A 19,775-nucleotide genomic window follows, 5' to 3' on the forward strand; every position below is an offset into this window, starting at 1 on the left:
CCTCCCTGTTTTTTGAAGGCTAAAAGGAGAGGAGGATTATTTTATTAGCCTGGTTTCAACGTTACCGCCTGTGAGTTCACTGAGCTTCTGATAGAAGCTGTCCTGAAGGCCTCCGGGTATTTCAACCACTGCTATCCATGATCCGTCGTTCTGCCATTCCTCGTTGGTTATTTTCCCGAAATTTGATATTACACCGTAGGCTGACCCCGCCCTTTCACCGGGTATCTTGATGGCCACCCTGACCTTCTCAAATTTAATGGGAATCTTGGTTCTGATGGCTTTCAGGACGATGTTGACCTGCTCATCAACGGTCTTGAATGGATCAACATGAACCCTGGCTTCCTCCATGGCCTTTTCAATCCTCTTTGGAGGGTGAGGAAGTCCGTTCTGGGGGTTTATTGCCTCGCGTGCAATTTTATTGATGATCTTCAGGCGTTTATCCTCTATCATCTGCCTTCTCTGCTCTGCGGTGAGCTGTATTGTCCCCCTTCTTAGTATTACTGGTGTTACCTCAAGTGGGTCCGCTGTTTCAAAGACCTTCCTCATGGCCTCCTCAGATGCCTTATCACCCTTCCTGGCGTCCCTGAAGACCTCCTGAACCGCGAGGACGTCCTCCACACTTACATCTGAGTCTTCCCTGCGGAATTCAGCTGCCAGGTCAGGGTCCACAAGGACCTCGAACCTCTCGCCATGGGATTCAAGCCGGGCGATAACTGCATCTTCAAGGCTGACCATTTTTTACTCCTCTTCCTCCTTTTCCTTCCTGATCAGGAGCTCCTCAACATGGTCCCTGATCTCATCATCAGGAAGCCTTCTGTATTTCTTATCTGCGGCTTCTATAACAGCTATCTCAACACTTTCAGGTGTTGTTTTACCCTCAGTGGCCTCATAAACCGCGTCAAGTGCCAGTTCTATGGCCTGATTGAGGTTCATGTCGTCGCTGTACTTCTTCTCAAATTCCTCCATCGCCGCCGGCCTTCCAGCCCCTATGGCCGTGGCCTTGTACTCTATGAGGGCACCGCTCGGGTCGGTTTCAAAGAGTCTGCAACCCCTGCCATTGACACCACCAATTATGAGGGCCGTTCCAAAGGGCCTGACACCTCCATGCTGGGTGTACATCTGTTTCATGTCACATATCTTCTTGGCCAGGCTTTCAACCCTTATTGGTTCGTTGTAGGTTATCCTGTTTATCTGGGCCTCAAGCCTTGCCTTCTCAATTATTGCACGTGCATCCGCCACCAGTCCGGATGTTGCAGCCCCGATGTGTTCATCTATCTGGAAGATCTTTTCTATGGATTTCGGTTCAACCAGCTTGCTTGTGGGCCTCTTGTCCACAACAAGAACTATTCCTTCCTTTGATTTTACTCCAAGAGAAGTGGTTCCTCTTTTAACAGCTTCCCTCGCATATTCCACCTGGAATAGTCTGCCATCCGGGCTGAATACTGTGATGGCCCTATCATATCCTGCACTCTGAAGTGGTTGCATTTTTCTAACCTCTCTTTATTGATGGATAATTTATGTAATCATGAGTCACGTGATGAAGATTTTAATCAGTATTTATCTTTCTTGGAAGGTTTAATAAACTTTTGTGTTGCCGAGCGTATCGTTCCTGAAAGGCCGAGGATGTGGATGGCGACCCTCACCCCGCTGTGGTGGTGGGCGCATGTGAGGGCCATCATGACCCTCCTCTCATAGCCCCTCTGGCACTGGAGTATGCCCCTCACCCTGACGGCGTCTGGAAAATCGAACCTCCAGAGCTTCATGAGCCATAAACGGAAATTTGATGTTTCACATTCCCCATGCAGCTTGAGGCAGCTATCCCATATGAGGGAGACAAGTTCCTCCCTTGAGAGCTCCCTCTCACTGATCACCTCAAAGGCTATGTACCTCCTGGGGACCCTCAGGGTTGGTGGCAGTATCTTCATCCTCATGGACTCACCTTTAATTCTCAGGGAGGAGCCTCACACCCTCTGCAATCAGGAGGTGACGCTTCCCTGAGTCCTCAAGTATCGATGCGGGGGTTGATGTGAGGGATTCCTCTGCCTCATTGGCCTCCATACCGAAGCATTCTGCGAGGTTCATGATATCACCGGGAGTCCTCAGGTCATATATGGAGGAGGCCCTGCTGGTGAGGAGCAGTGGAAAACCGAACTTTCTGTGGAGTTTCAGGATCTCCCTGAACTGTTCAAGGACCCTTGCCCGTACCTTGAGCCAGGACCCGATGACATCCGCCAGGGGGAGTTCAACAGCCACATTGTTTCTTGCAGCCTCCCTTGCGAGGACATGGTTGATGCCAGGGTCCCTCCTTGAAGTGTAGGGTGCTGAGAGGACATCAACCCGCCTGCTCTCACATGCGGCCCTGTTAACCTTGAGGTTGCCCCCTGAGACATAGATCACGTCAGCCTTTTTCCTGAATTTATTCACTGATCTCCTCATATCACGGGGGTCAGATGCATTTATCATTACACCCCTGGCTATCTCAAAGTCCTGGAGTTCAGGATTCTCCCTGAGGGATTCAAGGTCTGATTTGAGGTCAGGGTATCTATCAGAAGGGTATACCAGAACTCCGCCCTGATAGCCGAGACGTGATGCCTCAAGGAGGAGTCTCAGGCTGGAATCATGGTCCCTGCCCTGTATGTGGAAGTCAAAGAATTTCATCAGATCCTTTGGAGAATCAATCATTCAAGTATCTTCCTGATGTTCTCTACCGCAACTTCCCTCTTTGCGGGGTAGGCCTCCACCTTGATCTTCAGGTGGATTGCATCACCGTGCCTCACGGGTTCCCAGACCCCCTCAAGGGCCTTCTGCTTGTCCAGTCGAAGGAAAAGGTTGCCGTTCTCATCGAATCTGTCCTCAAGTTCGTCCATGCGGCCCCTGAAGACCTCTGTGAATTTCTCCATGAATTCCCTGAGTGCCCTTCTGCGGTCCAGCCTTCCCCTGAGAACCGTTATGGGGTTTCCATGGTAGCCCTCGGCACTCTCCCTTTCAGGTGTGGCCCCCGGGATTACGTTTCTAAGGGCCTCAATGACCTTTTCCTCGTCCTCTGTACCGTATACCATGAGGCGGTAGGAGATGTTGTGTATCATGTCCCTCTAAAAAAAGTTAACGGGGGGCTTTACCTTACTTCTCAGCCCCTTTACCCCTGTTTCGGAGGCCCCTGTTCTTTTTACCTTCACTTGTGAGGCCCCTGAAGACGCGTCCCCTGTGCTGTTTTTCACAGATCCAGTTTATCTTGGGGTCGTTCTTGATTGCGGGGTGGTTTGGATCCACGAGGATGACCTCATAGAACTTGTATTTTCCATCTTCCCATACCCAGTAGGAGTTGAGGACCTCCATGTTCGGGTATTTTCTTGCAACCCTCTCCTCTGCGATCCTCTTGATACTCTTTGCGGTGGTTATCTTCTTCACACCCATCCTCTTGGGCCTTCTACCTGCCTTGAACCTGGTTTTCCTCTGGCTTCCACGCCTTACACGTGTCCTTACAACTATGTATCCAGGTTTTGCCCTGTAACCCAGTGCCCTTGCACGGTCTATTCTGGTTGGTCTTTCTATCCTCTTGATTACGGGATCCCTTCTCCACTTCGGAGCCCTCTCCCACATCAGCTCCCTTACATAGGAGTCCTTTGGATTCTTCCATGCATCTTTAACGTATCTGTACATCATTTACACCTCTATTCTGTTCGGCTTTACGCCACATCCATGGGAACGTATCCTGAAAAATAGCGGTTTAGGTGCTACTACATCTGGTGTGATCACTTAAAAAGTTTACTGTCAGTCACATCAATGAAATGTCTTTGAAGGTCCGTTTAATGGAAAAATCAAAGGTGTTGTTTCAGTCCTCGAGGACCTCGTAGAGTATTCTCATAGCCTTGACAAAGGGTGGATTGCCTGAGGTGAGGAGAACAACACGCAGGACATCAACTATCTCATCCCTTGTGACTCCGAACTCGTTTATGGCACTCTGTATCTGTTTTTTAACTGCACGGTCATCGGAGTTTGCTGCTGTTATCCCGAGGGCTATGAGTTTCTGTGTCCTGTAATCAAGGACCTTACCGGTGTAGGCGGCCTCATTCAGTTTAACAACTGCCTCATATATGTCAGGGTAGTCCTCTTTCACGTGCACCATGCCCTTCCCATAGAAAACATCCTCTTTCATATTTAGCACCTCCGTTTTAATTATGTTCAAGGCGATATTTATAAGTAACATGAGCCCTGATCTGGGTGCTTTACAGAGAATAAACACATTAAAGGATGAAAATATAGCGCCTTTTTACAGAAAAGGTGAGGAGAATAAACGGCAAAAAAATGTAATTAAAAATGAATCACTGCTTTTCAGGTTTTTCAGCCGGCTGTGATTCTGTCTCGACCTCTGAAACCCCTTTATCTTCGGGATCTGAGAGCATCTCTGAGATTCCTGCAATGGATCCAAGTATGCCTGTGGCCTCCACGGGTAGCAGAATCTTTGTTGCCCTTCCATCTGCAACCTTTTCAAGGGCCTCAAGGTACTTCAGTGCTATTATATCATTTGTCGGGTCACCCTCGTGCATGGCCCTGAAAACTGACAGTATGGCCTTGGCCTGTCCCTCTGCTATGGCTATTTCCCTGTACTTGTTGGCATCTGCGACCTTCTTTATGGCCTCTGCCTTACCCTCTGCCTCCAGGATGGCTGCCTGCTTATCACCCTCAGCCCTCTTTATTTCTGACTGCTTGTAGCCCTCAGCCTCGAGGATAGCCGCCCTCTTCATACGTTCGGCCTTCATCTGCTTTGACATGGCCTCAACGATGTCACCCGGAGGCTCTATGCGCTGTATCTCAACACGGACGACCCGGGTCCCCCACTTGTCTGTGGCCTCGTCAAGCACCTCACGTAGCTGTGTGTTTATCATCTCCCTTGATGTTAGGGTCTGGTCGAGTTCAAGGTCCCCTATTATGTTCCTGAGGTTGGTCTGGGCAAGTTTGGTTATGGCCTGGTAGAAGTCAACGACGTTGTAGACAGCGTTGAAGGGGTCAACCACCTCATAGAATATCACGCAGTCCACCACAACAACTGTGTTGTCCTTGGTTATGACCTCCTGTGGGGGGACATCAACCACCTGTTCCCTCATGTCGACCTTCTTTATGGCCTCTATGAATGGTATTATGACCACGAGTCCGCTCTCCACGGTCCTCTGGTATTTACCCAGCCTCTCGACAACACCCTTCTCATAGGGTCTGAGTATCTTAAGGCTCTTGAATGCCAGTACAAGCAGTACCAGTACTATTATCAGCTCAAGTATCATTTCTGTTCCTCCAGTTTTTCAACAACGAGTTTAACGCCCTCAATGGCCTTCACACTTACCTCTTCACCCACATCAAGCACTGTGCCTGATGTGGCCCTCCATGTTTCACCATCAACCTTCACGAGGCCAGAGTTCTGGGGGCTGATTGCCTCCATCACAACTCCCTTTCTCCCTATCAGTCTATCGGATACTGCCTTTTTTGATGGTTCGCCGGTTATGCGTGCTGCGAATGGCCTTGAAACTCCAAGGAGGACAACTGAAACAGCGGCGAATGTTATGAACTGCGCTGTAGTGTCGAATCCAAGGTATCCGAGGGCCGCTGCTGCCAGTGCTCCAAAGGCAAACCATAGGAGGAAGAAGCCCGTTGTGAGCATCTCACCTATGAGGCATATGGCCGCTATTATTATCCATGACTCCGGTCCCATTAAACCCACCACATTTCATAATTCACTGAGTGTTTATATTATTTTCTATGGCTCCCCTCAGTTATTATCATATATGTGTCGATACCATGGATATAGTAATTTGTAATATAATTTATAAATTTATTAATATTTATATTCTGTTTGTTGTAGTTATTGTAATAATTTTTTCTGGAAAGATATTTATAGGGGTGGTGTCCATATTCTACCTCAAGGAGGTGGAGATCATATGATCGAAGATGAACTCAAATTTCTGGTTCTGGGTTACAGGGTGTACACCGGTAAGACCCAGAGGGAACTTGCAGACGAACTCGGTGTCCCCCTGGACATCGTAATAGCCATGGAGGAAGGGACCTACAGGCACCCCACAAGGAAGCTGATGAGGAAAATAAATGAACTCACCGGTGAATATGAGGTGAACCGCAGGCAGTTCATAAACACCGGGAAGGGCTACAGGCTCAGGGAGAGGCTCGGATCACAGTTCAGGTACTTTGTCAGGGGCCTTGACAGGATGAAGTACATAAGCCAGAAGGACCTTGAGAAGATGCCTGAATCTGAATGCTACAGCACCATTGGTTCAGTTGACCTTGACGCGTTTGAGGTCCTCAAAGCAGGTAAAATGTCCTGAAACTCCCTTTTTCATTAAATTATTTTTAAGCTCCAGATGACTCTCAGGTCCTTCATTAGAATCTAAGTGTTCTCCTTTTCCAGTCCTTCAGCTTCCCTTTCTAAGTGGCTATGAAAAGCTGGTTAAAATGACAATCTCTGCTCTTTATGCTCCATTCCGTTAAAGATCCATAAAAGTCAACCGCTACCATCAGATGTGATTTCCACAGGGCTTAAGTTATAATAGGAACCTCCATCATATAATCATCCATGAGGTTCATAACACTCGTTCTGAAGAATCCATTCAGAAGCCGTGCAAGGAGTCTCCTTGCAATTACAGGTATTGCAATAGGGATTGCAACCATAGTAACCCTTGGCGTTATAACAGAGGGTCTGAAGACGTCCACAGAGGACACACTGAAGGCCGGAGGCGCTGACTTCACCATAGTGGAGTCCAATGTCTCGGACATGTTCTTTAGCAAGATAGATGAGGAATACGTTGATAGGGTCAGGAATGTGAGCGGGGTGGAGGACGCTGTGGGGATCCTCATGGCGGTCCAGCCGCTGGATGACAACCCCTACTTCGTTTTAATAGGTATAGACCCTGCGAAGATCAATATGAGCCAGATAAAGATAACAGAGGGGAGAACACTCCAGGACCCTGATGCAGATGAGGTCATAATGGGCAAGGTTGCATCTGAGAACCATGGAAAGAAAGTCGGTGACACCATAAAGATAAAGAACCGTGAGTACAGGGTCGTGGGCATATTCGAGTCAGGTGATATGCAGCAGGACTCAGGTGCGTTCATCTCACTTAAGAAACTCCAGAGGATAGAGGATAAGGAGGGCAAGCTCACCATGATATATGTGAAAATGACCCGAAATTCAGCTGTGGAGGATGTCACCGATAGAATCGAGAAGAGGTACAGTGACCTCACAACCATAGCCTCCCTGGAGGACCTCCAGAGCGTCGACCAGGGACTTCAGACCATCGACACTGCTACATGGGCCATTTCACTCCTCGCCATAATAATAGGAGGTATAGGAGTAATAAATACCATGATAATGTCCGTTTTTGAGAGGACAAGGGAGATCGGAGTTCTCAAGGCTGTTGGCTGGAGGGACAGGAGGATACTCGCCATGATCCTTGGAGAATCTGTGGTCCTCACCGCCATTGCGGGTGCTGCTGGTTCAGTGCTCGGAGTCGCAGCGATACAGGTCCTCCTCGCCCTCGGGATGAAGGGATTCATAGAGCCAGTCTACAGTCCTGAAATCTTCATGAGGGCCTTTGCGGTGGCATTCACAGTGGGTATACTAGGAGGGCTCTACCCTGCCTACCGGGCCTCAAGGCTTGCCCCCACCGAGGCCCTCAGGTACGAGTAGGTGATAGCATGAAGGCCATAGAAGTCAGGGACCTCAGAAAGAGTTTTGATAGCGGGAGGATAAGGGCCCTTAACGGGGTCAACCTTGAGGTCGATGGTGGAGAGTTCATATCAATAATGGGACCATCAGGTTCCGGTAAATCAACCCTCCTTAACATGATAGGCGCCCTTGACGTTCCTGACTCCGGCACGATCTGTGTAGCCGGCAGGGACCTCTCAAGGGAAAGGGATCTTAGCCGGCTGAGGGCCGAGGAGATAGGTTTCGTGTTCCAGCTGCACAACCTCATACCCAACCTTACGGCCCTTGAGAACGTGGAGATACCCATGTTTGCGGTTAAACATGAGAACATGGAGGAACGTGCCATGGAGCTCCTTGAATATGTTGATCTCGCTGATAAGGCCCACAGGAAGCCCACGGAACTATCTGGTGGTGAACGCCAGAGGGTTGCCATTGCACGTGCCCTCGCCAATGATCCATCCATAATACTTGCAGATGAGCCAACAGGGTCCCTTGATTCAAGGACCAGCCAGAGAGTCCTCAGAAAGCTGAGGGAGCTCCAGGAGGACGAGGGGGTGACCCTGGTTGTTGTGACCCATGAACCAGACGTGGCTGCCATGGCCTCAAGGACCATCAGGATACTGGATGGCGTTATTGTGGACGACGGGTATTGAATACCTGCCCTGGACCTCTGTTGAGGGGGCAGATACCTCTTTCTTCTGAAGCCCCATCACCTGTAATAACAGGCCTCATGCAGTAGCTGATCACACCAACACCCAAATTTTGATTAATAACTTCCAACATAGTACTGTACATGACAGAAAAACTCAGCGTGGCCTGGTGCATAACCGGGGCCGGGGAGAAACTGACGGAAACCTACGCCATAATGAAGGATGTTAAGAAGATATACGGGGACCGTGTTAAAATAGACGTCTTCATATCGAAGGCAGGGGACCAGGTTGTGAAGTACTATGGACTCTACAGGGACCTGGAGACAAGCTTTGACAGGAAATGGGTTGAAATAAACGCAAATTCGCCATTCCTTGCAGGTCAGGTCCAGCTGGGAAAGTATGACTTCATACTTGTTGCGCCGTGCACATCCAACAGCACCGCCAAGATATCCCTGAGGATAGGGGATACACTCGTGACCAACGCCGTTATAATGGCACAGAAGGCCTCAGTACCTGTCTACATCATGCCATCTGACTACAGTGAGGGGAAGGTAGTAACAACACTCCCCAACGGTAAAAAACTGGAACTGCGGATAACAAAGGAGGATGTTGAGCACGTGAAGAAGATATCAAAGATGGATAGGACAGAGGTCTTCAGTGACCCACAGAAGATATACAAGATATTTGAGGAGTGGACATACCCCAAGGATCAGTAGGTTCCTGAATTTAGAGACCCTCACCCAAAAAAATAAAAATGAGGGATTATTCCTGCAGTTCCTGGATGGTCACACCGTAGGTGTAGACCGTCATACCTTCCTCTTCCATCTGACTGAAGGGTGCTGTGCCCTTGAAGTAGGCCCTTATCTCACCAGTATCTGCAATGTCCATTGTGAGTGGTTCCATATCCGTCATTGACTCAAAGAAGGCCATGGCAGCGTCTATGTCCCCCTTATCCGGACTTTCAAATGTTATTGACAGTGTGCCCTTCTGTTTCTCCTTCATCCTCACCCGGGTCTGATTTATTTCAAAAACATTCTCCCCTCTGTTCCTGTTCCCGCTCTCCTTAACAAAAACAACTTTGTCGGACATTATACAATCACCATTAAAATATTGGCTGTTCTGTTTAATATATGTGGTGTTCAGTGAACATAAAACATAACTCTGCGGTGTCTGGAGGACAGGCATGGCATGAAGACCCAATACCCCATGAACATATGTCCACGGTGCCCCAGCGTATCTGAGGGATAAAAAACAGCTGAAGAACAATGAACATAGCACACATGTCCACGGTGCCCACTGAACATAGAACCTGTCAGGGCCCAGCCAGTGATGTCAACTGAAAAGAGAGACTGAAGGACGAACCCTCAGCTTCAAAAGAATGTGAAGATCCCTCTAAAACTTGTAACCTATAACACGGAGGAATTTCTTCCTTGCAGCTATATCCTCATCACCCTCTACCTCGCCGGGACTGTTACCATCAATGACGCCCAGAATACCCCTGCCCTGATCCGTCTCCGCTATGATAACCTCAACTGGATTCGCTGTTGCACAGTAGATGTTGACAACCTCAGGGACGTCCTTTATGCGCTGTAGGACGTTTATCGGGAATGCATCCTTCAGGAACACTATGAAGGAGTGTCCTGCTGCAATCTCAAGCATGGTCTCTGCAGCCAGTTCCTCGAGCTCCTCATCATTTCCCGCGCGCCTCACCAGGCAGTCCCCTGATGCCTCAGCAAATGCGATCCCAAATTTCGCCTGGGGAACCGTGTTCACAATTGCCTCATAGATGTCCTCGACCGTCTTTATGAAGTGGCTCTGTCCCAGTATGAGGTTGATATCCTCCCGGGACTCTATCTTAACCTTCTTTAACTCCATTGGAAAGACCCTCCCTAGATACATATTTAATTATGTGGAACTTAAACATTTAAGATGAGAAACTTTATTAAGGGAAGAGACATTTATCATTAATAATCATTATTAATTTTTCCTGACACTGATGAGGTGTAATCATGAAAGAGAAAAGCAAGGAGATAGGTTCCCGTGTAAGGGAACTCAGGGAACTCTCAGAAATCACGGAAGAAGAAATGGCCGATTACCTGAAAATCGACGTTGAAACGTACCGCCGCTATGAGACAGGAGAGGATGATATCCCTGCAAGCATACTCTTCGAGATAGCCCACAGGCTGGGTGTGGACATGGGACTGCTCCTCACAGGAGAGGAGACCCGCATGCACATCTTCACCGTAACCAGGAAGGGCAAGGGTGTGGAGGTTGAAAGAAGAAAACAGTACCGCTATGAGAACCTTGCAGAGAAGTTCATACACAAGAAGGCTGAACCCTTCATAGTCACAGTCGAACCCCGGGAGGAGAAACCAAAAACCAACAGCCACCCTGGCCAGGAATTCAACTACGTCCTTGAGGGGCGCATAAAGTTCTACATACACGACAATGAGATAATACTCAACGAGGGGGACTCCATATTCTTTGACTCATCCTATGAACACGCCATGGAGGCCCTTGACGGCAAAGAGGCAAGGTTCCTGGCAATAATAATGTAGAGGTGTACCTATGACTGCTCTCATCAACGAATTCGTGAACCGTGTTGAATTTGATTCATACGAGGATTTCCGTGACAACTTCAGAATAAATGTCCCCGAAAACTTCAACTTCGCATACGATGTGGTTGACAGATACGCTGAAATTGAACCTGATAAGGTGGCCCTGGTCTGGTGCAACGACCATGGCGAGGAGAAAAGGATAACCTTCGGTGAACTCCGGGACCTATCCAGCAGGGCCGCGAATTTCTTCACCCGGGAGGGTATACAGAAGGGTGACACAGTCATGCTGACCCTCAAGGCAAGGTATGACTTCTGGTACGCCCTCCTGGGGCTCCACAGGATAGGGGCCATAGCAATCCCGGCCACACACATGCTCAAGGAGAAGGACATCGTCTACCGTATAAGGGAGGCGGACATAAAGATGGTTGTCTGCATAGCAGAGGACGGTGTCCCTGAAGTATTTGAGGGAGCCATCGCTGAACTGGGCTCAGATACCCGGAGGGTCCTGGTTGGTGACAGTGATAGGGACGGCTGGATAAATCTCAGGAAAGAAATCATGAAACTTCCAGGCGACTTCGAAAGGCCAGAGGACTGTGCCGGTGGGGATGACACCCTCATCGTCTACTTCTCATCGGGCACAACAGGGATGCCCAAGATGATAGAACACGACCACACCTATCCCCTGGGCCATATAATAACAGCGAAGTACTGGCAGAACGTCAGGGAGGACGGCCTCCACTACACGGTTGCAGACACCGGCTGGGCAAAGGCCATGTGGGGCCAGATCTACGGTCAGTGGATAGCTGGAAGCGCTGTCTTCGTCTATGACTATGACCGCTTTGACCCTGAGAAGATGCTGGAAAAACTTGAAAAATACGAGATAACCACATTCTGCGCCCCTCCAACAATATACAGGTTCCTCATAAAGGAGGACCTGTCAAGATATGACCTCTCAGGAATCGAATATGCTGTTACAGCTGGGGAGCCCCTGAACCCTGAGGTATTTGAGAGGTTCCGGGAACACACCGGCCTCCAGCTAATGGAGGGATTCGGGCAGACAGAATGCGTTGTGTGCAAGCAAACTTCCCGTGGATGGAGCCAAAACCTGGTTCAATGGGCAAGCCATCCCCCGGCTACCCTGTTGAACTGGTGGACCGGAACGGTGACCCTGTGGACGTCGGTGAGGAGGGTGAGATAGTCATAAGAACCGCTGAGGGCAAACCCCTCGGTCTCTTCAACGGATACTACAGGAACCCTGAGAAGACCTCAGAGGTATGGCACGACGGATACTACCACACAGGGGACACAGCCTGGATGGATGAAGACGGCTACATGTGGTTCGTTGGGAGAACAGATGACATCATAAAGAGTTCCGGTTACCGTATAGGGCCCTTCGAGGTTGAAAGTGCCATCATATCCCACCCATCGGTCCTGGAGTGTGCAGTAACAGGATACCCTGACCCCATAAGGGGACAGGTTGTGAAGGCCACCATCGTCCTTGCCAGGGGCTATGAACCCTCAGAGGAGCTGAAAAAGGAGATCCAGGACCATGTTAAGCGTGTGACCGCGCCCTACAAGTACCCGAGGATAGTTGAATTCGTTGATGAGCTGCCCAAGACCATAAGCGGTAAGATAAGGCGTGTCGAGATCCGTGAACATGACCTTGAAGGAGACGGTGAAAACCCATGAAGAAGGCCTATCCTGTAATAAACAGTGTGGAGTGCAAGGCATGTGAACGCTGCATAATCGCATGCCCCAGGAAGGTCCTCCACATGAGCAGCAAAATCAATGAGAGGGGCTACCACTACGTTGAGTACCGGGGAGAGGGGTGCAATGGATGTGGAAACTGCTACTACACCTGCCCCGAGATAAACGCCATTGAGGTCCACATAGAGAGGTGTGAAGATGGCAACACAGATGGTTAAGGGAAACACTGCGGTGATAATAGGGGCAATGTATGCTGGCTGCGACTGCTACTTCGGCTACCCCATAACACCGGCAAGCGAGATACTCCATGAGGCCTCAAGGTACTTCCCGATGGTGGGAAGGAAATTCGTGCAGGCAGAATCAGAGGAGGCAGCCATAAACATGGTATACGGTGCAGCCGCAGCAGGGCACAGGGTAATGACAGCATCATCCGGGCCCGGCATAAGTCTGAAACAGGAGGGTATATCCTTCCTTGCCGGTGCAGAGCTCCCTGCAGTCATAGTGGATGTGATGAGGGCCGGTCCGGGCCTCGGAAATATCGGACCGGAGCAGGGAGACTACAACCAGATTGTGAAGGGTGGAGGACACGGAAACTACCGTAACATGGTACTGGCACCCAGCAGCGTCCAGGAGATGTGCGACCTCACAATGGAAGCCTTTGAACTGGCAGATAAGTACAGGAACCCGGTGGTTGTCCTCACGGATGCCGTGCTCGGTCAGATGGCTGAACCACTGCGTTTCCCTGAGGAGGCAGTTGAGCACAGGCCAGACACCTCATGGGCTGTCTGCGGTAACAGGGAGACAATGAAAAACCTTGTAACCTCAATATTCCTTGACTTTGATGAGCTTGAGGAGTTCAACTTCTACCTCCAGGAGAAGTATGCCATGATAGAGGAGAACGAGGTGAGATACGAGGAATATCTGGTGGATGATGCAGAGATCGTCCTGGTGGCCTATGGTATAAGCAGCAGGGTGGCCAGGAGCGCCGTTGAAACTGCAAGGGCAGAGGGTATAAATGTGGGCCTCCTCAGACCCATAACACTCTTCCCGTTCCCATCAGACAGAATCAGAGAACTTGCAGATGGTGGCTGCAGGTTAATATCAGTTGAGATGAGCAGCGGACAGATGAGGGAGGATATAAGGATGGCCTCAGGCTGCAGGGACGTTGAACTCGTTAACAGGATGGGTGGAAACCTTATAGAACTCAGGGATGTTCTTGAGAAGATCAGAGAAGTTGCGGGGGATTCCAGTGACTAAGAAGGTGATCAGAAAGCCGGATTCACTCCACGATGTATTTGAGAGGAAGGGTGGAAGCGCACCCACAGCAACACACTACTGTGCAGGATGCGGGCACGGTATACTGCACAAGCTGATAGGGGAAGCCATGGATGAACTCGGGATACAGGAAAGGGCCGTCATGATAAGTCCAGTGGGCTGCGCGGTATTCGCCTACTACTACTTTGACTGTGGAAACGTCCAGGTGGCCCATGGCCGCGCCCCTGCCGTTGGAACAGGGATATCCCGTGCAGAGGACGACGCGGTTGTCATACTCTACCAGGGCGACGGGGACCTTGCATCAATCGGCCTCAACGAGACCATACAGGCAGCCAACCGGGGGGAGAAACTGGCGGTGTTCTTCGTCAACAACACCGTCTACGGTATGACCGGAGGCCAGATGGCACCAACAACCCTTGTAGGTGAGGTGACTGTCACCTGCCCCACCGGCAGGGATCCCAGGTACGCAGGTTACCCCCTCCACATGTGCGAACTTCTGGACAACCTTCAGGCCCCTGTATTCATAGAACGGGTGTCACTGGCAGACCCCAAGCGGATAAGAAGGGCCAGACGGGCCATTAAGAGGGCACTGGAGATTCAGAGAGATGGTAAAGGATACGCATTCGTTGAGGTACTGTCCCCCTGCCCCACAAATCTCAGACAGGACGCTGAAGGTGCAGAAAGGTTCCTCAAGGAGGAGATGGAAAAGGAATTCCCTGTAAAGAACTTCAGGGACCGCTCAGCCGAAGCAGAGCCGCTGATAAGGTCAGAGAGTGACTTCTCTAGGGAGAGTCTTGACAGGATATTCCAGATCAGGGAGGACTCCGTCCCGGACCCTGTGGATGACCCTGAATTCCCTGAGGTGAGGGTGAAGATTGCAGGTTTCGGAGGTCAGGGCGTCCTGAGCATGGGACTGACACTCGCCCAGGCAGCCTGCAGCGAGGGCAGACACACATCCTGGTACCCTGCCTATGGCCCCGAGCAGAGGGGGGGCACCTCAAGCTGCGGTGTTGTTATATCCGGTGAAAGGGTGGGTTCACCTGCAGTTGACACACCCGACGTCCTGGTGGCCCTCAACCAGCCATCACTCGATGAATTCGCAGATGACGTGGCCGATGGGGGGATCATACTCTATGACTCCACAACAGCCAGGTTCAGTGGTGGTGCCGTGAGGGCCGTGGGTGTGCCTGCCCTTGAGATCGCAAGGAAGCATGGAACAGCAAGGGCCGCCAACACGGTCATGCTGGGGGTTATGATGGCCCTCGGACTCACAGGCCTTGATGAGGAATCATTCAGGGAGGCCATAAAATTCACCTTCGCAGGTAAGGAAAAGATCATAGATATGAACCTGAGGATCCTTGAGGCAGGTGCAGAGTGGGCAAGAGAAAACATTGAGGGGGAATTATAATGTCCTACCAGGGAAGAGCAAGGAAATTCCTGGAATCAGCCTCCATAGATGTGGGGGACATGGTGCTGGTTGAGAAACCAGACGTCACCTATGAGGGCATGGTCCTTGACCGTGCAGACGATGCAGATGACAGACACGTGGTCCTGAAACTTGAAAACGGTTACAATATCGGAGTTGAAATCAGCGATGCGCGGATAGAGCTCCTTGAGAAGGGATCCGAGCCAAGGATAGAACTCCCGCCAGTTGAAGCCGCTGAAGATCCAGAATTACCTGATGTATCAATAATATCAACAGGTGGTACCGTTGCATCCATAATAGATTACCGCACAGGGGCTGTTCACCCTGCATTCACAGCAGATGACCTTCTCCGTGCAAACCCCGAACTCCTGGACATTGCAAATATAAGGGGGCGTGCGGTTTTCAACATACTCAGCGAGAACATGAAACCAGAATACTGGGTCGAAACAGCCAGGGCAGTTTACGGTGAGATAAAGGATGGTGCAGATGGGGTGGTGGTGGCCCATGGAACAGACACCATGCACTACACCTCAGCCGCCCTCAGTTTCATGCTCAGGACCCCGGTACCTGTGGTATTCACCGGCGCCCAGAGGAGCTCAGACAGACCCTCCTCAGATGCAAGCCTCAACATACAGTGCTCTGTCAGGGCAGCGACCTCAGAAATCGCAGAGGTCACAGTCTGCATGCACGCGACCATGGACGACCTCAGCTGCCACCTCCACCGGGGCGTGAAGGTGAGGAAGATGCACACATCCCGGAGGGACACCTTCAGAAGCATGAACGCCCTTCCCCTTGCAGAGCTGACACCCGATGGCATTAAAATCCTCGAGGAAAACTACAGAAAGAGGGGCTCAGATGAACTGGAACTCAGCGACCGCGTGGAGGAGAGGGTTGCCTTCATAAAGAGCTACCCTGGAATATCCCCTGATATCATAAAATGGCACCTCGATGAGGGCTACAGGGGTATCGTCATTGAGGGCACAGGCCTCGGTCACTGCCCTGACACCCTGATACCGGTCATAAGGGAGGCCCATGATATGGGAGTCCCTGTGGCAATGACGTCCCAGTGCCTGAACGGAAGGGTGAACATGAACGTCTACAGTACAGGGCGAAGACTGCTGCAGGCAGGTGTCATACCCTGCGATGACATGCTCCCGGAGGTTGCCTACGTGAAGATGTGCTGGGTCCTGGGACAGACAGATGACCCTGAAATGGCCTGTGAGATGATGAGGGAGAACATTGCAGGTGAGATCAATGAGAGGACATCGATAGCATACTTCAGGGGATGATACAATGGACTGGGAAAAAGTAGGACTCAAAATGGGCCTTGAAATACACCAGCAGCTTGATACAGAGAGCAAACTCTTCTGTCCCTGCAGAACAGAACTCACTGACTCTGAACCCGACCATGATATTGTGAGGAACCTCAGGCCAACCCAGAGCGAGCTCGGAAAATTCGACAGAGCAGCCTTCGAGGAGGCCATGAGGAAGCTCCACTTCCACTACGAGAACTACCACGAGGAAACATGCCTCGTTGAGGCTGATGAGGAGCCGCCGCACCCCCTGAACCCTGAGGCACTTGAAATCGCAGTTACAATCGCACTCCTCCTCAATATGAGGGTTGTTGATGAGTTCCACACCATGAGGAAGCAGGTGATCGATGGAAGTAACACCGGAGGATTCCAGAGGACAGGTCTTGTTGCAACCGACGGACACCTCGAAACCCCCCAGGGAACAGTTAAAATAGAGAACCTCTGCCTTGAGGAGGACGCCGCCAGGAGGATCAGGGAGACAGGGGACGGCGTGGTCTTCAGACTGGACCGCCTGGGCATACCCCTCGTTGAGATAACCACCGACCCATCAATGAGCGACCCACAGCAGCTGAGGGAGGTTGCCTACCAGATAGGGCAGATCCTGAGGAGCACCAGGGTCAAGAGGGGCCTTGGAACCATAAGGCAGGACCTCAACATATCCATACGTGATGGTGCCCGGGTGGAGGTTAAGGGGGTCCAGGACCTTGACCTCATACCCGAGATAGTTGAGAGGGAGGTTAAGAGGCAGCTCAGTCTGGTTGAGATAAGGGACACCCTCCAGGAGAGGGGTGCTGTGGTTGAGGATAAGATATTCGATGTGTCAGAGGTCTTCGCAGATACAGAATCCAGGATAATCTCCTCGGCGGAGTCTGTACTCGCAGTTAAACTGAGGGGCTTTGATGGTCTCATAGGGGTTGAAATCCAGCCAGGAAGGCGTCTCGGCACCGAGATGGCTGATTATGCTAAAAAGCGGGGTGTGAGTGGCATATTCCACACCGATGAACTCCCTGCCTACGGTATAACAGAGGAAGAGGTTCGGGGCCTCAGGGATGCCGTGGGTGCCTCCCAGGGTGATGCGGTTGTCATGGTTGCCCATGAAAGGGTCACCGCCGAGAATGCCCTCAGGGAGGTTATAAGGCGTGCGGAGATGGCAATCCAGGGTGTGCCTGAGGAGACAAGGAAGGCGCTGCCTGACGGTAACACACAGTACCTCAGGCCCCTGCCAACCTCAAGCAGGATGTACCTTGAAACAGACATACCCTTATTCCGGATAGAGGATGACCTCCTGGAGGGCATCAGGAGGAACCTGCCTGAACTCCCCTCAGAGAAGAAGGAGAGGATAATGAGGGACTACGGTCTGAGTGAGGACCTGGCATCACAGCTCGTTAAGCGTAACCTTGTTGATGAATTTGAGGCCCTTACAGAATTCAGGGTCGATACCACTGTCATAGCATCACTCCTGGCCTACACCCTGAGGGAGCTCAGGAGGGAGGGCCATGATGTGGACGGGCTGGGCCTTGATGAACTGAGAGACGCCATTAAACTCCTTGAGGTCGGTAAGATCTCAAAGGATGCCCTCAGGGACATAGTGGCCTGCATGGCTGATGAGGGCCTTGCAGCGGAGGATGCTGCTCGTAAGCTCAACCTCCTGCTCCTCGCTGAGGATGAGATCGAGTCCATAATCCAGGAGATCGTTGAGGGTAACCTTGATATGATCTCTGAGAGGGGTATGGGTGCCATGGGTCCTCTGATGGGGCAGGCCATGGGCAGGCTCCGTGGAAGGGCAGATGGTAAGGTTGTAAACAGGATCCTCCGGGAGAAGATCCAGGAGAGGCTCTGAAAAAACCAGCCCCCTTTTTTTATTATTGAGGGTGCTCAGCAGACCCTAAAGCTCCACCTCCTTTTTAATATGAACCGGTTAACTGAATGTGAAATCTTTATCTCCACCGGTGACCAAGATAATGATTAAGGTGGTATGATGACTGATTATGACATGATAGTTATAGGGGCTGGCCCTGCAGGGCTCACAGCCGGTATCTATGGTGGAAGGCAGGGAAGCAGCGTCCTGATGCTGGATAAGGGCCCGGCCGGTGGACTGGGCCTCGAGGTGCCCATGATGGAGAACTACCCGGGATTCGAGATGATCGCGGGAATGAGCCTCGTTACAAAGATGAAGAAACAGGCCACCGCTGTTGCAGAGCTGAGGGAAATGGAGGAGGTTAAGGAGATAGAGAAAGGTGATGTGTTCACGGTCAAGACATCAAGGGACACCTACACCGCCTCGGCAATCATCTTTGCAACCGGCAGCAAACACAGGCAGCTTGGAGTCCCAGGTGAGAACGACCTTCTGGGGCGGGGTGTCTGCTACTGTGCAACCTGCGATGGCCCCCTATACAAGGGTCGAAAGGTCCTGATGGTTGGAGGTGGTAACAGCGCAGCCCAGGAGGCCGTTTTCCTAAAGAACATAGGCTGTGATGTGAGTATAGTCCATCGGAGGGATGAGCTGAGGGCTGATAAGTACCTCCAGGACAAGCTTCGTGAGATGGAGATCCCTGTGATCTGGAACTCTGTGGTTAAGGAGATAGGGGGTGATGAGAGGGTTGAGGAGGTCATCATCCACAACCGTGTAACCGGCAGGGACGAGACCCTCAAGGTTGACGGTGTATTCATAGCAATCGGCGAAGAGCCCCTCAACCAGCTTGCAGTTGACCTCGGTGTTGAGGTGGATAAAGGAGGCTACATCATCACAGACAAATTCCAGAGGACAAACGTGCCCCTCGTTTATGCCGCAGGGGATATAACAGGGGGTCTGAACCAGTGGGTAACGGCATGTGCAGAGGGTGCCATCGCAGCAACCTACGCCTACCGTGAAATACAGAGCTACTGAAAGTCACTTACCTACTAATTCTTTTTATGAAATGAGTTTAAATCAGGTTGCGCATCTGCTACTCTCCAGATATGATTATTCAGGATAGCATCAGCTTGAGTATCAAACACTCCTTCCCCGCAGGAAGATGTATATGATGTATGCAATTATAAGGACCACTAACACGGGTAGCAGCCATACCAGAACATAGAAAGCGACAACTGCAAGGACGAGTGCAACCAGAATGTAAATTATATCCACTGCCTCCATAA

The 19,775-nt window shown here is 50.9% G+C and carries 23 protein-coding genes and 1 pseudogene; 12 read left to right on the forward strand and 12 right to left on the reverse strand.

Annotated elements, in window-relative coordinates; all coding sequences use genetic code 11:
• Positions 1 to 36: 36 nt before the first annotated feature.
• The 9 genes from tca_RS03230 to tca_RS03270 form a co-directional block, all read right to left on the reverse strand.
• Positions 37 to 735, reverse strand: a complete 699-nt coding sequence (locus tca_RS03230) for a ribosome assembly factor SBDS (RefSeq protein WP_010876324.1) — start codon at positions 733 to 735, stop codon at positions 37 to 39.
• 3 nt (positions 736 to 738) lie between these two features.
• Positions 739 to 1,485 (reverse strand): archaeal proteasome endopeptidase complex subunit alpha, encoded by a 747-nt coding sequence (gene psmA / locus tca_RS03235; RefSeq protein WP_010876325.1) that lies wholly within the window; start codon positions 1,483 to 1,485, stop codon positions 739 to 741.
• A 65-nt stretch (positions 1,486 to 1,550) separates the two neighbouring features.
• Positions 1,551 to 1,925, reverse strand: a complete 375-nt coding sequence (rnp2, locus tag tca_RS03240; protein WP_010876326.1) for a ribonuclease P protein component 2 — start codon at positions 1,923 to 1,925, stop codon at positions 1,551 to 1,553.
• A 16-nt stretch (positions 1,926 to 1,941) separates the two neighbouring features.
• The gene (gene rnp3 / locus tca_RS03245; RefSeq protein WP_286709135.1) at positions 1,942 to 2,658 is read right to left on the reverse strand and encodes a ribonuclease P protein component 3; all 717 of its coding nucleotides are present in this window, start codon (positions 2,656 to 2,658) and stop codon (positions 1,942 to 1,944) included.
• A 20-nt stretch (positions 2,659 to 2,678) separates the two neighbouring features.
• Positions 2,679 to 3,086, reverse strand: a complete 408-nt coding sequence (locus tca_RS03250) for an RNA-binding protein (RefSeq protein WP_048061237.1) — start codon at positions 3,084 to 3,086, stop codon at positions 2,679 to 2,681.
• 34 nt (positions 3,087 to 3,120) lie between these two features.
• A complete protein-coding gene (locus tca_RS03255) occupies positions 3,121 to 3,660 on the reverse strand; it encodes a 50S ribosomal protein L15e (RefSeq protein ID WP_084126327.1) in 540 nt (179 codons plus the stop codon).
• A gap of 172 nt (positions 3,661 to 3,832) precedes the next feature.
• A complete protein-coding gene (locus tca_RS03260) occupies positions 3,833 to 4,156 on the reverse strand; it encodes a carboxymuconolactone decarboxylase family protein (RefSeq protein WP_048060879.1) in 324 nt (107 codons plus the stop codon).
• A gap of 166 nt (positions 4,157 to 4,322) precedes the next feature.
• On the reverse strand, positions 4,323 to 5,279 hold the full coding sequence (locus tca_RS03265; RefSeq protein WP_286709136.1) for an SPFH domain-containing protein: 957 nt from the start codon (positions 5,277 to 5,279) through the stop codon (positions 4,323 to 4,325).
• The gene (locus tag tca_RS03270; protein WP_048060880.1) at positions 5,276 to 5,704 is read right to left on the reverse strand and encodes an NfeD family protein; all 429 of its coding nucleotides are present in this window, start codon (positions 5,702 to 5,704) and stop codon (positions 5,276 to 5,278) included. The genes tca_RS03265 and tca_RS03270 overlap by 4 nt, the downstream gene beginning before the upstream one ends.
• Before the next feature lie 226 nt (positions 5,705 to 5,930).
• Between tca_RS03270 and tca_RS03275 the strand changes: the two genes are divergently transcribed.
• The 4 genes from tca_RS03275 to afpA all read left to right on the forward strand — a co-directional run bounded on the left by tca_RS03275 (position 5,931) and on the right by afpA (position 9,074).
• Positions 5,931 to 6,329, forward strand: coding sequence for a hypothetical protein (locus tca_RS03275; RefSeq protein ID WP_231855353.1), 399 nt, complete (start codon positions 5,931 to 5,933; stop codon positions 6,327 to 6,329).
• Positions 6,330 to 6,577: 248 nt separating this feature from the next.
• Positions 6,578 to 7,690, forward strand: a complete 1,113-nt coding sequence (locus tca_RS03280; protein WP_010876334.1) for an ABC transporter permease — start codon at positions 6,578 to 6,580, stop codon at positions 7,688 to 7,690.
• A gap of 8 nt (positions 7,691 to 7,698) precedes the next feature.
• Positions 7,699 to 8,361 (forward strand): ABC transporter ATP-binding protein, encoded by a 663-nt coding sequence (locus tca_RS03285; protein WP_010876335.1) that lies wholly within the window; start codon positions 7,699 to 7,701, stop codon positions 8,359 to 8,361.
• 140 nt (positions 8,362 to 8,501) lie between these two features.
• The gene (gene afpA / locus tca_RS03290; protein WP_010876336.1) at positions 8,502 to 9,074 is read left to right on the forward strand and encodes an archaeoflavoprotein AfpA; all 573 of its coding nucleotides are present in this window, start codon (positions 8,502 to 8,504) and stop codon (positions 9,072 to 9,074) included.
• Between the two features lie 46 nt (positions 9,075 to 9,120).
• On the opposite strand, the gene tca_RS03295 is transcribed toward afpA, so the two are convergent.
• Entirely contained in the window at positions 9,121 to 9,447 is a 327-nt protein-coding gene (locus tca_RS03295; protein WP_048060881.1) for a hypothetical protein, read from the reverse strand.
• Positions 9,448 to 9,750: 303 nt separating this feature from the next.
• Positions 9,751 to 10,233 carry an adenosine-specific kinase gene (locus tca_RS03300; RefSeq protein ID WP_286709137.1) on the reverse strand — a complete coding sequence of 161 codons (483 nt, stop codon included), beginning with the start codon at positions 10,231 to 10,233 and terminating at the stop codon, positions 9,751 to 9,753.
• A gap of 134 nt (positions 10,234 to 10,367) precedes the next feature.
• Here tca_RS03300 and tca_RS03305 point away from each other — a divergent pair, with 134 nt between their 5' ends.
• The 8 genes and pseudogenes from tca_RS03305 (at position 10,368) to trxB (ending at position 19,524) form a co-directional block, all read left to right on the forward strand.
• Entirely contained in the window at positions 10,368 to 10,916 is a 549-nt protein-coding gene (locus tca_RS03305) for a helix-turn-helix domain-containing protein (protein WP_115892222.1), read from the forward strand.
• A 10-nt stretch (positions 10,917 to 10,926) separates the two neighbouring features.
• Positions 10,927 to 12,605: pseudogene (locus tca_RS03310) on the forward strand (AMP-binding protein).
• A complete protein-coding gene (gene vorC, locus tca_RS03315; RefSeq protein WP_286709138.1) occupies positions 12,602 to 12,841 on the forward strand; it encodes a 3-methyl-2-oxobutanoate dehydrogenase subunit VorC in 240 nt (79 codons plus the stop codon). Before tca_RS03310 ends, vorC begins: the two are co-directional and overlap by 4 nt.
• On the forward strand, positions 12,822 to 13,880 hold the full coding sequence (gene vorB / locus tca_RS03320; protein ID WP_286709139.1) for a 3-methyl-2-oxobutanoate dehydrogenase subunit VorB: 1,059 nt from the start codon (positions 12,822 to 12,824) through the stop codon (positions 13,878 to 13,880). Before vorC ends, vorB begins: the two co-directional genes overlap by 20 nt.
• Positions 13,834 to 15,306: a 2-oxoacid:acceptor oxidoreductase family protein gene (locus tag tca_RS03325; protein ID WP_286709140.1), complete on the forward strand. Its 1,473-nt coding sequence runs from the start codon at positions 13,834 to 13,836 to the stop codon at positions 15,304 to 15,306. Before vorB ends, tca_RS03325 begins: the two co-directional genes overlap by 47 nt.
• Positions 15,306 to 16,613 (forward strand): Glu-tRNA(Gln) amidotransferase subunit GatD, encoded by a 1,308-nt coding sequence (gatD, locus tag tca_RS03330; RefSeq protein ID WP_286709141.1) that lies wholly within the window; start codon positions 15,306 to 15,308, stop codon positions 16,611 to 16,613. Before tca_RS03325 ends, gatD begins: the two co-directional genes overlap by 1 nt.
• Before the next feature lie 4 nt (positions 16,614 to 16,617).
• Positions 16,618 to 18,477 carry a Glu-tRNA(Gln) amidotransferase subunit GatE gene (gene gatE, locus tca_RS03335; RefSeq protein ID WP_010876346.1) on the forward strand — a complete coding sequence of 620 codons (1,860 nt, stop codon included), beginning with the start codon at positions 16,618 to 16,620 and terminating at the stop codon, positions 18,475 to 18,477.
• 138 nt (positions 18,478 to 18,615) lie between these two features.
• The gene (gene trxB, locus tca_RS03340; protein ID WP_048060886.1) at positions 18,616 to 19,524 is read left to right on the forward strand and encodes a thioredoxin-disulfide reductase; all 909 of its coding nucleotides are present in this window, start codon (positions 18,616 to 18,618) and stop codon (positions 19,522 to 19,524) included.
• Between the two features lie 102 nt (positions 19,525 to 19,626).
• On the opposite strand, the gene tca_RS03345 is transcribed toward trxB, so the two are convergent.
• Positions 19,627 to 19,773 (reverse strand): hypothetical protein, encoded by a 147-nt coding sequence (locus tca_RS03345; RefSeq protein ID WP_162828724.1) that lies wholly within the window; start codon positions 19,771 to 19,773, stop codon positions 19,627 to 19,629.
• Between the last annotated feature and the right edge of the window lie 2 nt (positions 19,774 to 19,775).

It is taken from the genome of Methanothermobacter sp. EMTCatA1 (genome assembly GCF_002356395.1).
Lineage (GTDB): Archaea > Methanobacteriota > Methanobacteria > Methanobacteriales > Methanothermobacteraceae > Methanothermobacter > Methanothermobacter thermautotrophicus.

What these genes read in the sequence shown, in the direction of transcription:
- tca_RS03230 (WP_010876324.1), bottom strand. Translation starts at nt 735, where the DNA reads ATGGTCAGCCTTGAAGATGCAGTTATCGCCCGGCTTGAATCCCATGGC.
- psmA (WP_010876325.1), bottom strand. Translation starts at nt 1,485, where the DNA reads ATGCAACCACTTCAGAGTGCAGGATATGATAGGGCCATCACAGTATTC.
- rnp2 (WP_010876326.1), bottom strand. Translation starts at nt 1,925, where the DNA reads ATGAAGATACTGCCACCAACCCTGAGGGTCCCCAGGAGGTACATAGCC.
- rnp3 (WP_286709135.1), bottom strand. Translation starts at nt 2,658, where the DNA reads ATGAAATTCTTTGACTTCCACATACAGGGCAGGGACCATGATTCCAGC.
- tca_RS03250 (WP_048061237.1), bottom strand. Translation starts at nt 3,086, where the DNA reads ATGATACACAACATCTCCTACCGCCTCATGGTATACGGTACAGAGGAC.
- tca_RS03255 (WP_084126327.1), bottom strand. Translation starts at nt 3,660, where the DNA reads ATGTACAGATACGTTAAAGATGCATGGAAGAATCCAAAGGACTCCTAT.
- tca_RS03260 (WP_048060879.1), bottom strand. Translation starts at nt 4,156, where the DNA reads ATGAAAGAGGATGTTTTCTATGGGAAGGGCATGGTGCACGTGAAAGAG.
- tca_RS03265 (WP_286709136.1), bottom strand. Translation starts at nt 5,279, where the DNA reads ATGATACTTGAGCTGATAATAGTACTGGTACTGCTTGTACTGGCATTC.
- tca_RS03270 (WP_048060880.1), bottom strand. Translation starts at nt 5,704, where the DNA reads ATGGGACCGGAGTCATGGATAATAATAGCGGCCATATGCCTCATAGGT.
- tca_RS03275 (WP_231855353.1), top strand. Translation starts at nt 5,931, where the DNA reads ATGATCGAAGATGAACTCAAATTTCTGGTTCTGGGTTACAGGGTGTAC.
- tca_RS03280 (WP_010876334.1), top strand. Translation starts at nt 6,578, where the DNA reads ATGAGGTTCATAACACTCGTTCTGAAGAATCCATTCAGAAGCCGTGCA.
- tca_RS03285 (WP_010876335.1), top strand. Translation starts at nt 7,699, where the DNA reads ATGAAGGCCATAGAAGTCAGGGACCTCAGAAAGAGTTTTGATAGCGGG.
- afpA (WP_010876336.1), top strand. Translation starts at nt 8,502, where the DNA reads ATGACAGAAAAACTCAGCGTGGCCTGGTGCATAACCGGGGCCGGGGAG.
- tca_RS03295 (WP_048060881.1), bottom strand. Translation starts at nt 9,447, where the DNA reads ATGTCCGACAAAGTTGTTTTTGTTAAGGAGAGCGGGAACAGGAACAGA.
- tca_RS03300 (WP_286709137.1), bottom strand. Translation starts at nt 10,233, where the DNA reads ATGGAGTTAAAGAAGGTTAAGATAGAGTCCCGGGAGGATATCAACCTC.
- tca_RS03305 (WP_115892222.1), top strand. Translation starts at nt 10,368, where the DNA reads ATGAAAGAGAAAAGCAAGGAGATAGGTTCCCGTGTAAGGGAACTCAGG.
- vorC (WP_286709138.1), top strand. Translation starts at nt 12,602, where the DNA reads ATGAAGAAGGCCTATCCTGTAATAAACAGTGTGGAGTGCAAGGCATGT.
- vorB (WP_286709139.1), top strand. Translation starts at nt 12,822, where the DNA reads ATGGCAACACAGATGGTTAAGGGAAACACTGCGGTGATAATAGGGGCA.
- tca_RS03325 (WP_286709140.1), top strand. Translation starts at nt 13,834, where the DNA reads ATGTTCTTGAGAAGATCAGAGAAGTTGCGGGGGATTCCAGTGACTAAG.
- gatD (WP_286709141.1), top strand. Translation starts at nt 15,306, where the DNA reads ATGTCCTACCAGGGAAGAGCAAGGAAATTCCTGGAATCAGCCTCCATA.
- gatE (WP_010876346.1), top strand. Translation starts at nt 16,618, where the DNA reads ATGGACTGGGAAAAAGTAGGACTCAAAATGGGCCTTGAAATACACCAG.
- trxB (WP_048060886.1), top strand. Translation starts at nt 18,616, where the DNA reads ATGACTGATTATGACATGATAGTTATAGGGGCTGGCCCTGCAGGGCTC.
- tca_RS03345 (WP_162828724.1), bottom strand. Translation starts at nt 19,773, where the DNA reads ATGGAGGCAGTGGATATAATTTACATTCTGGTTGCACTCGTCCTTGCA.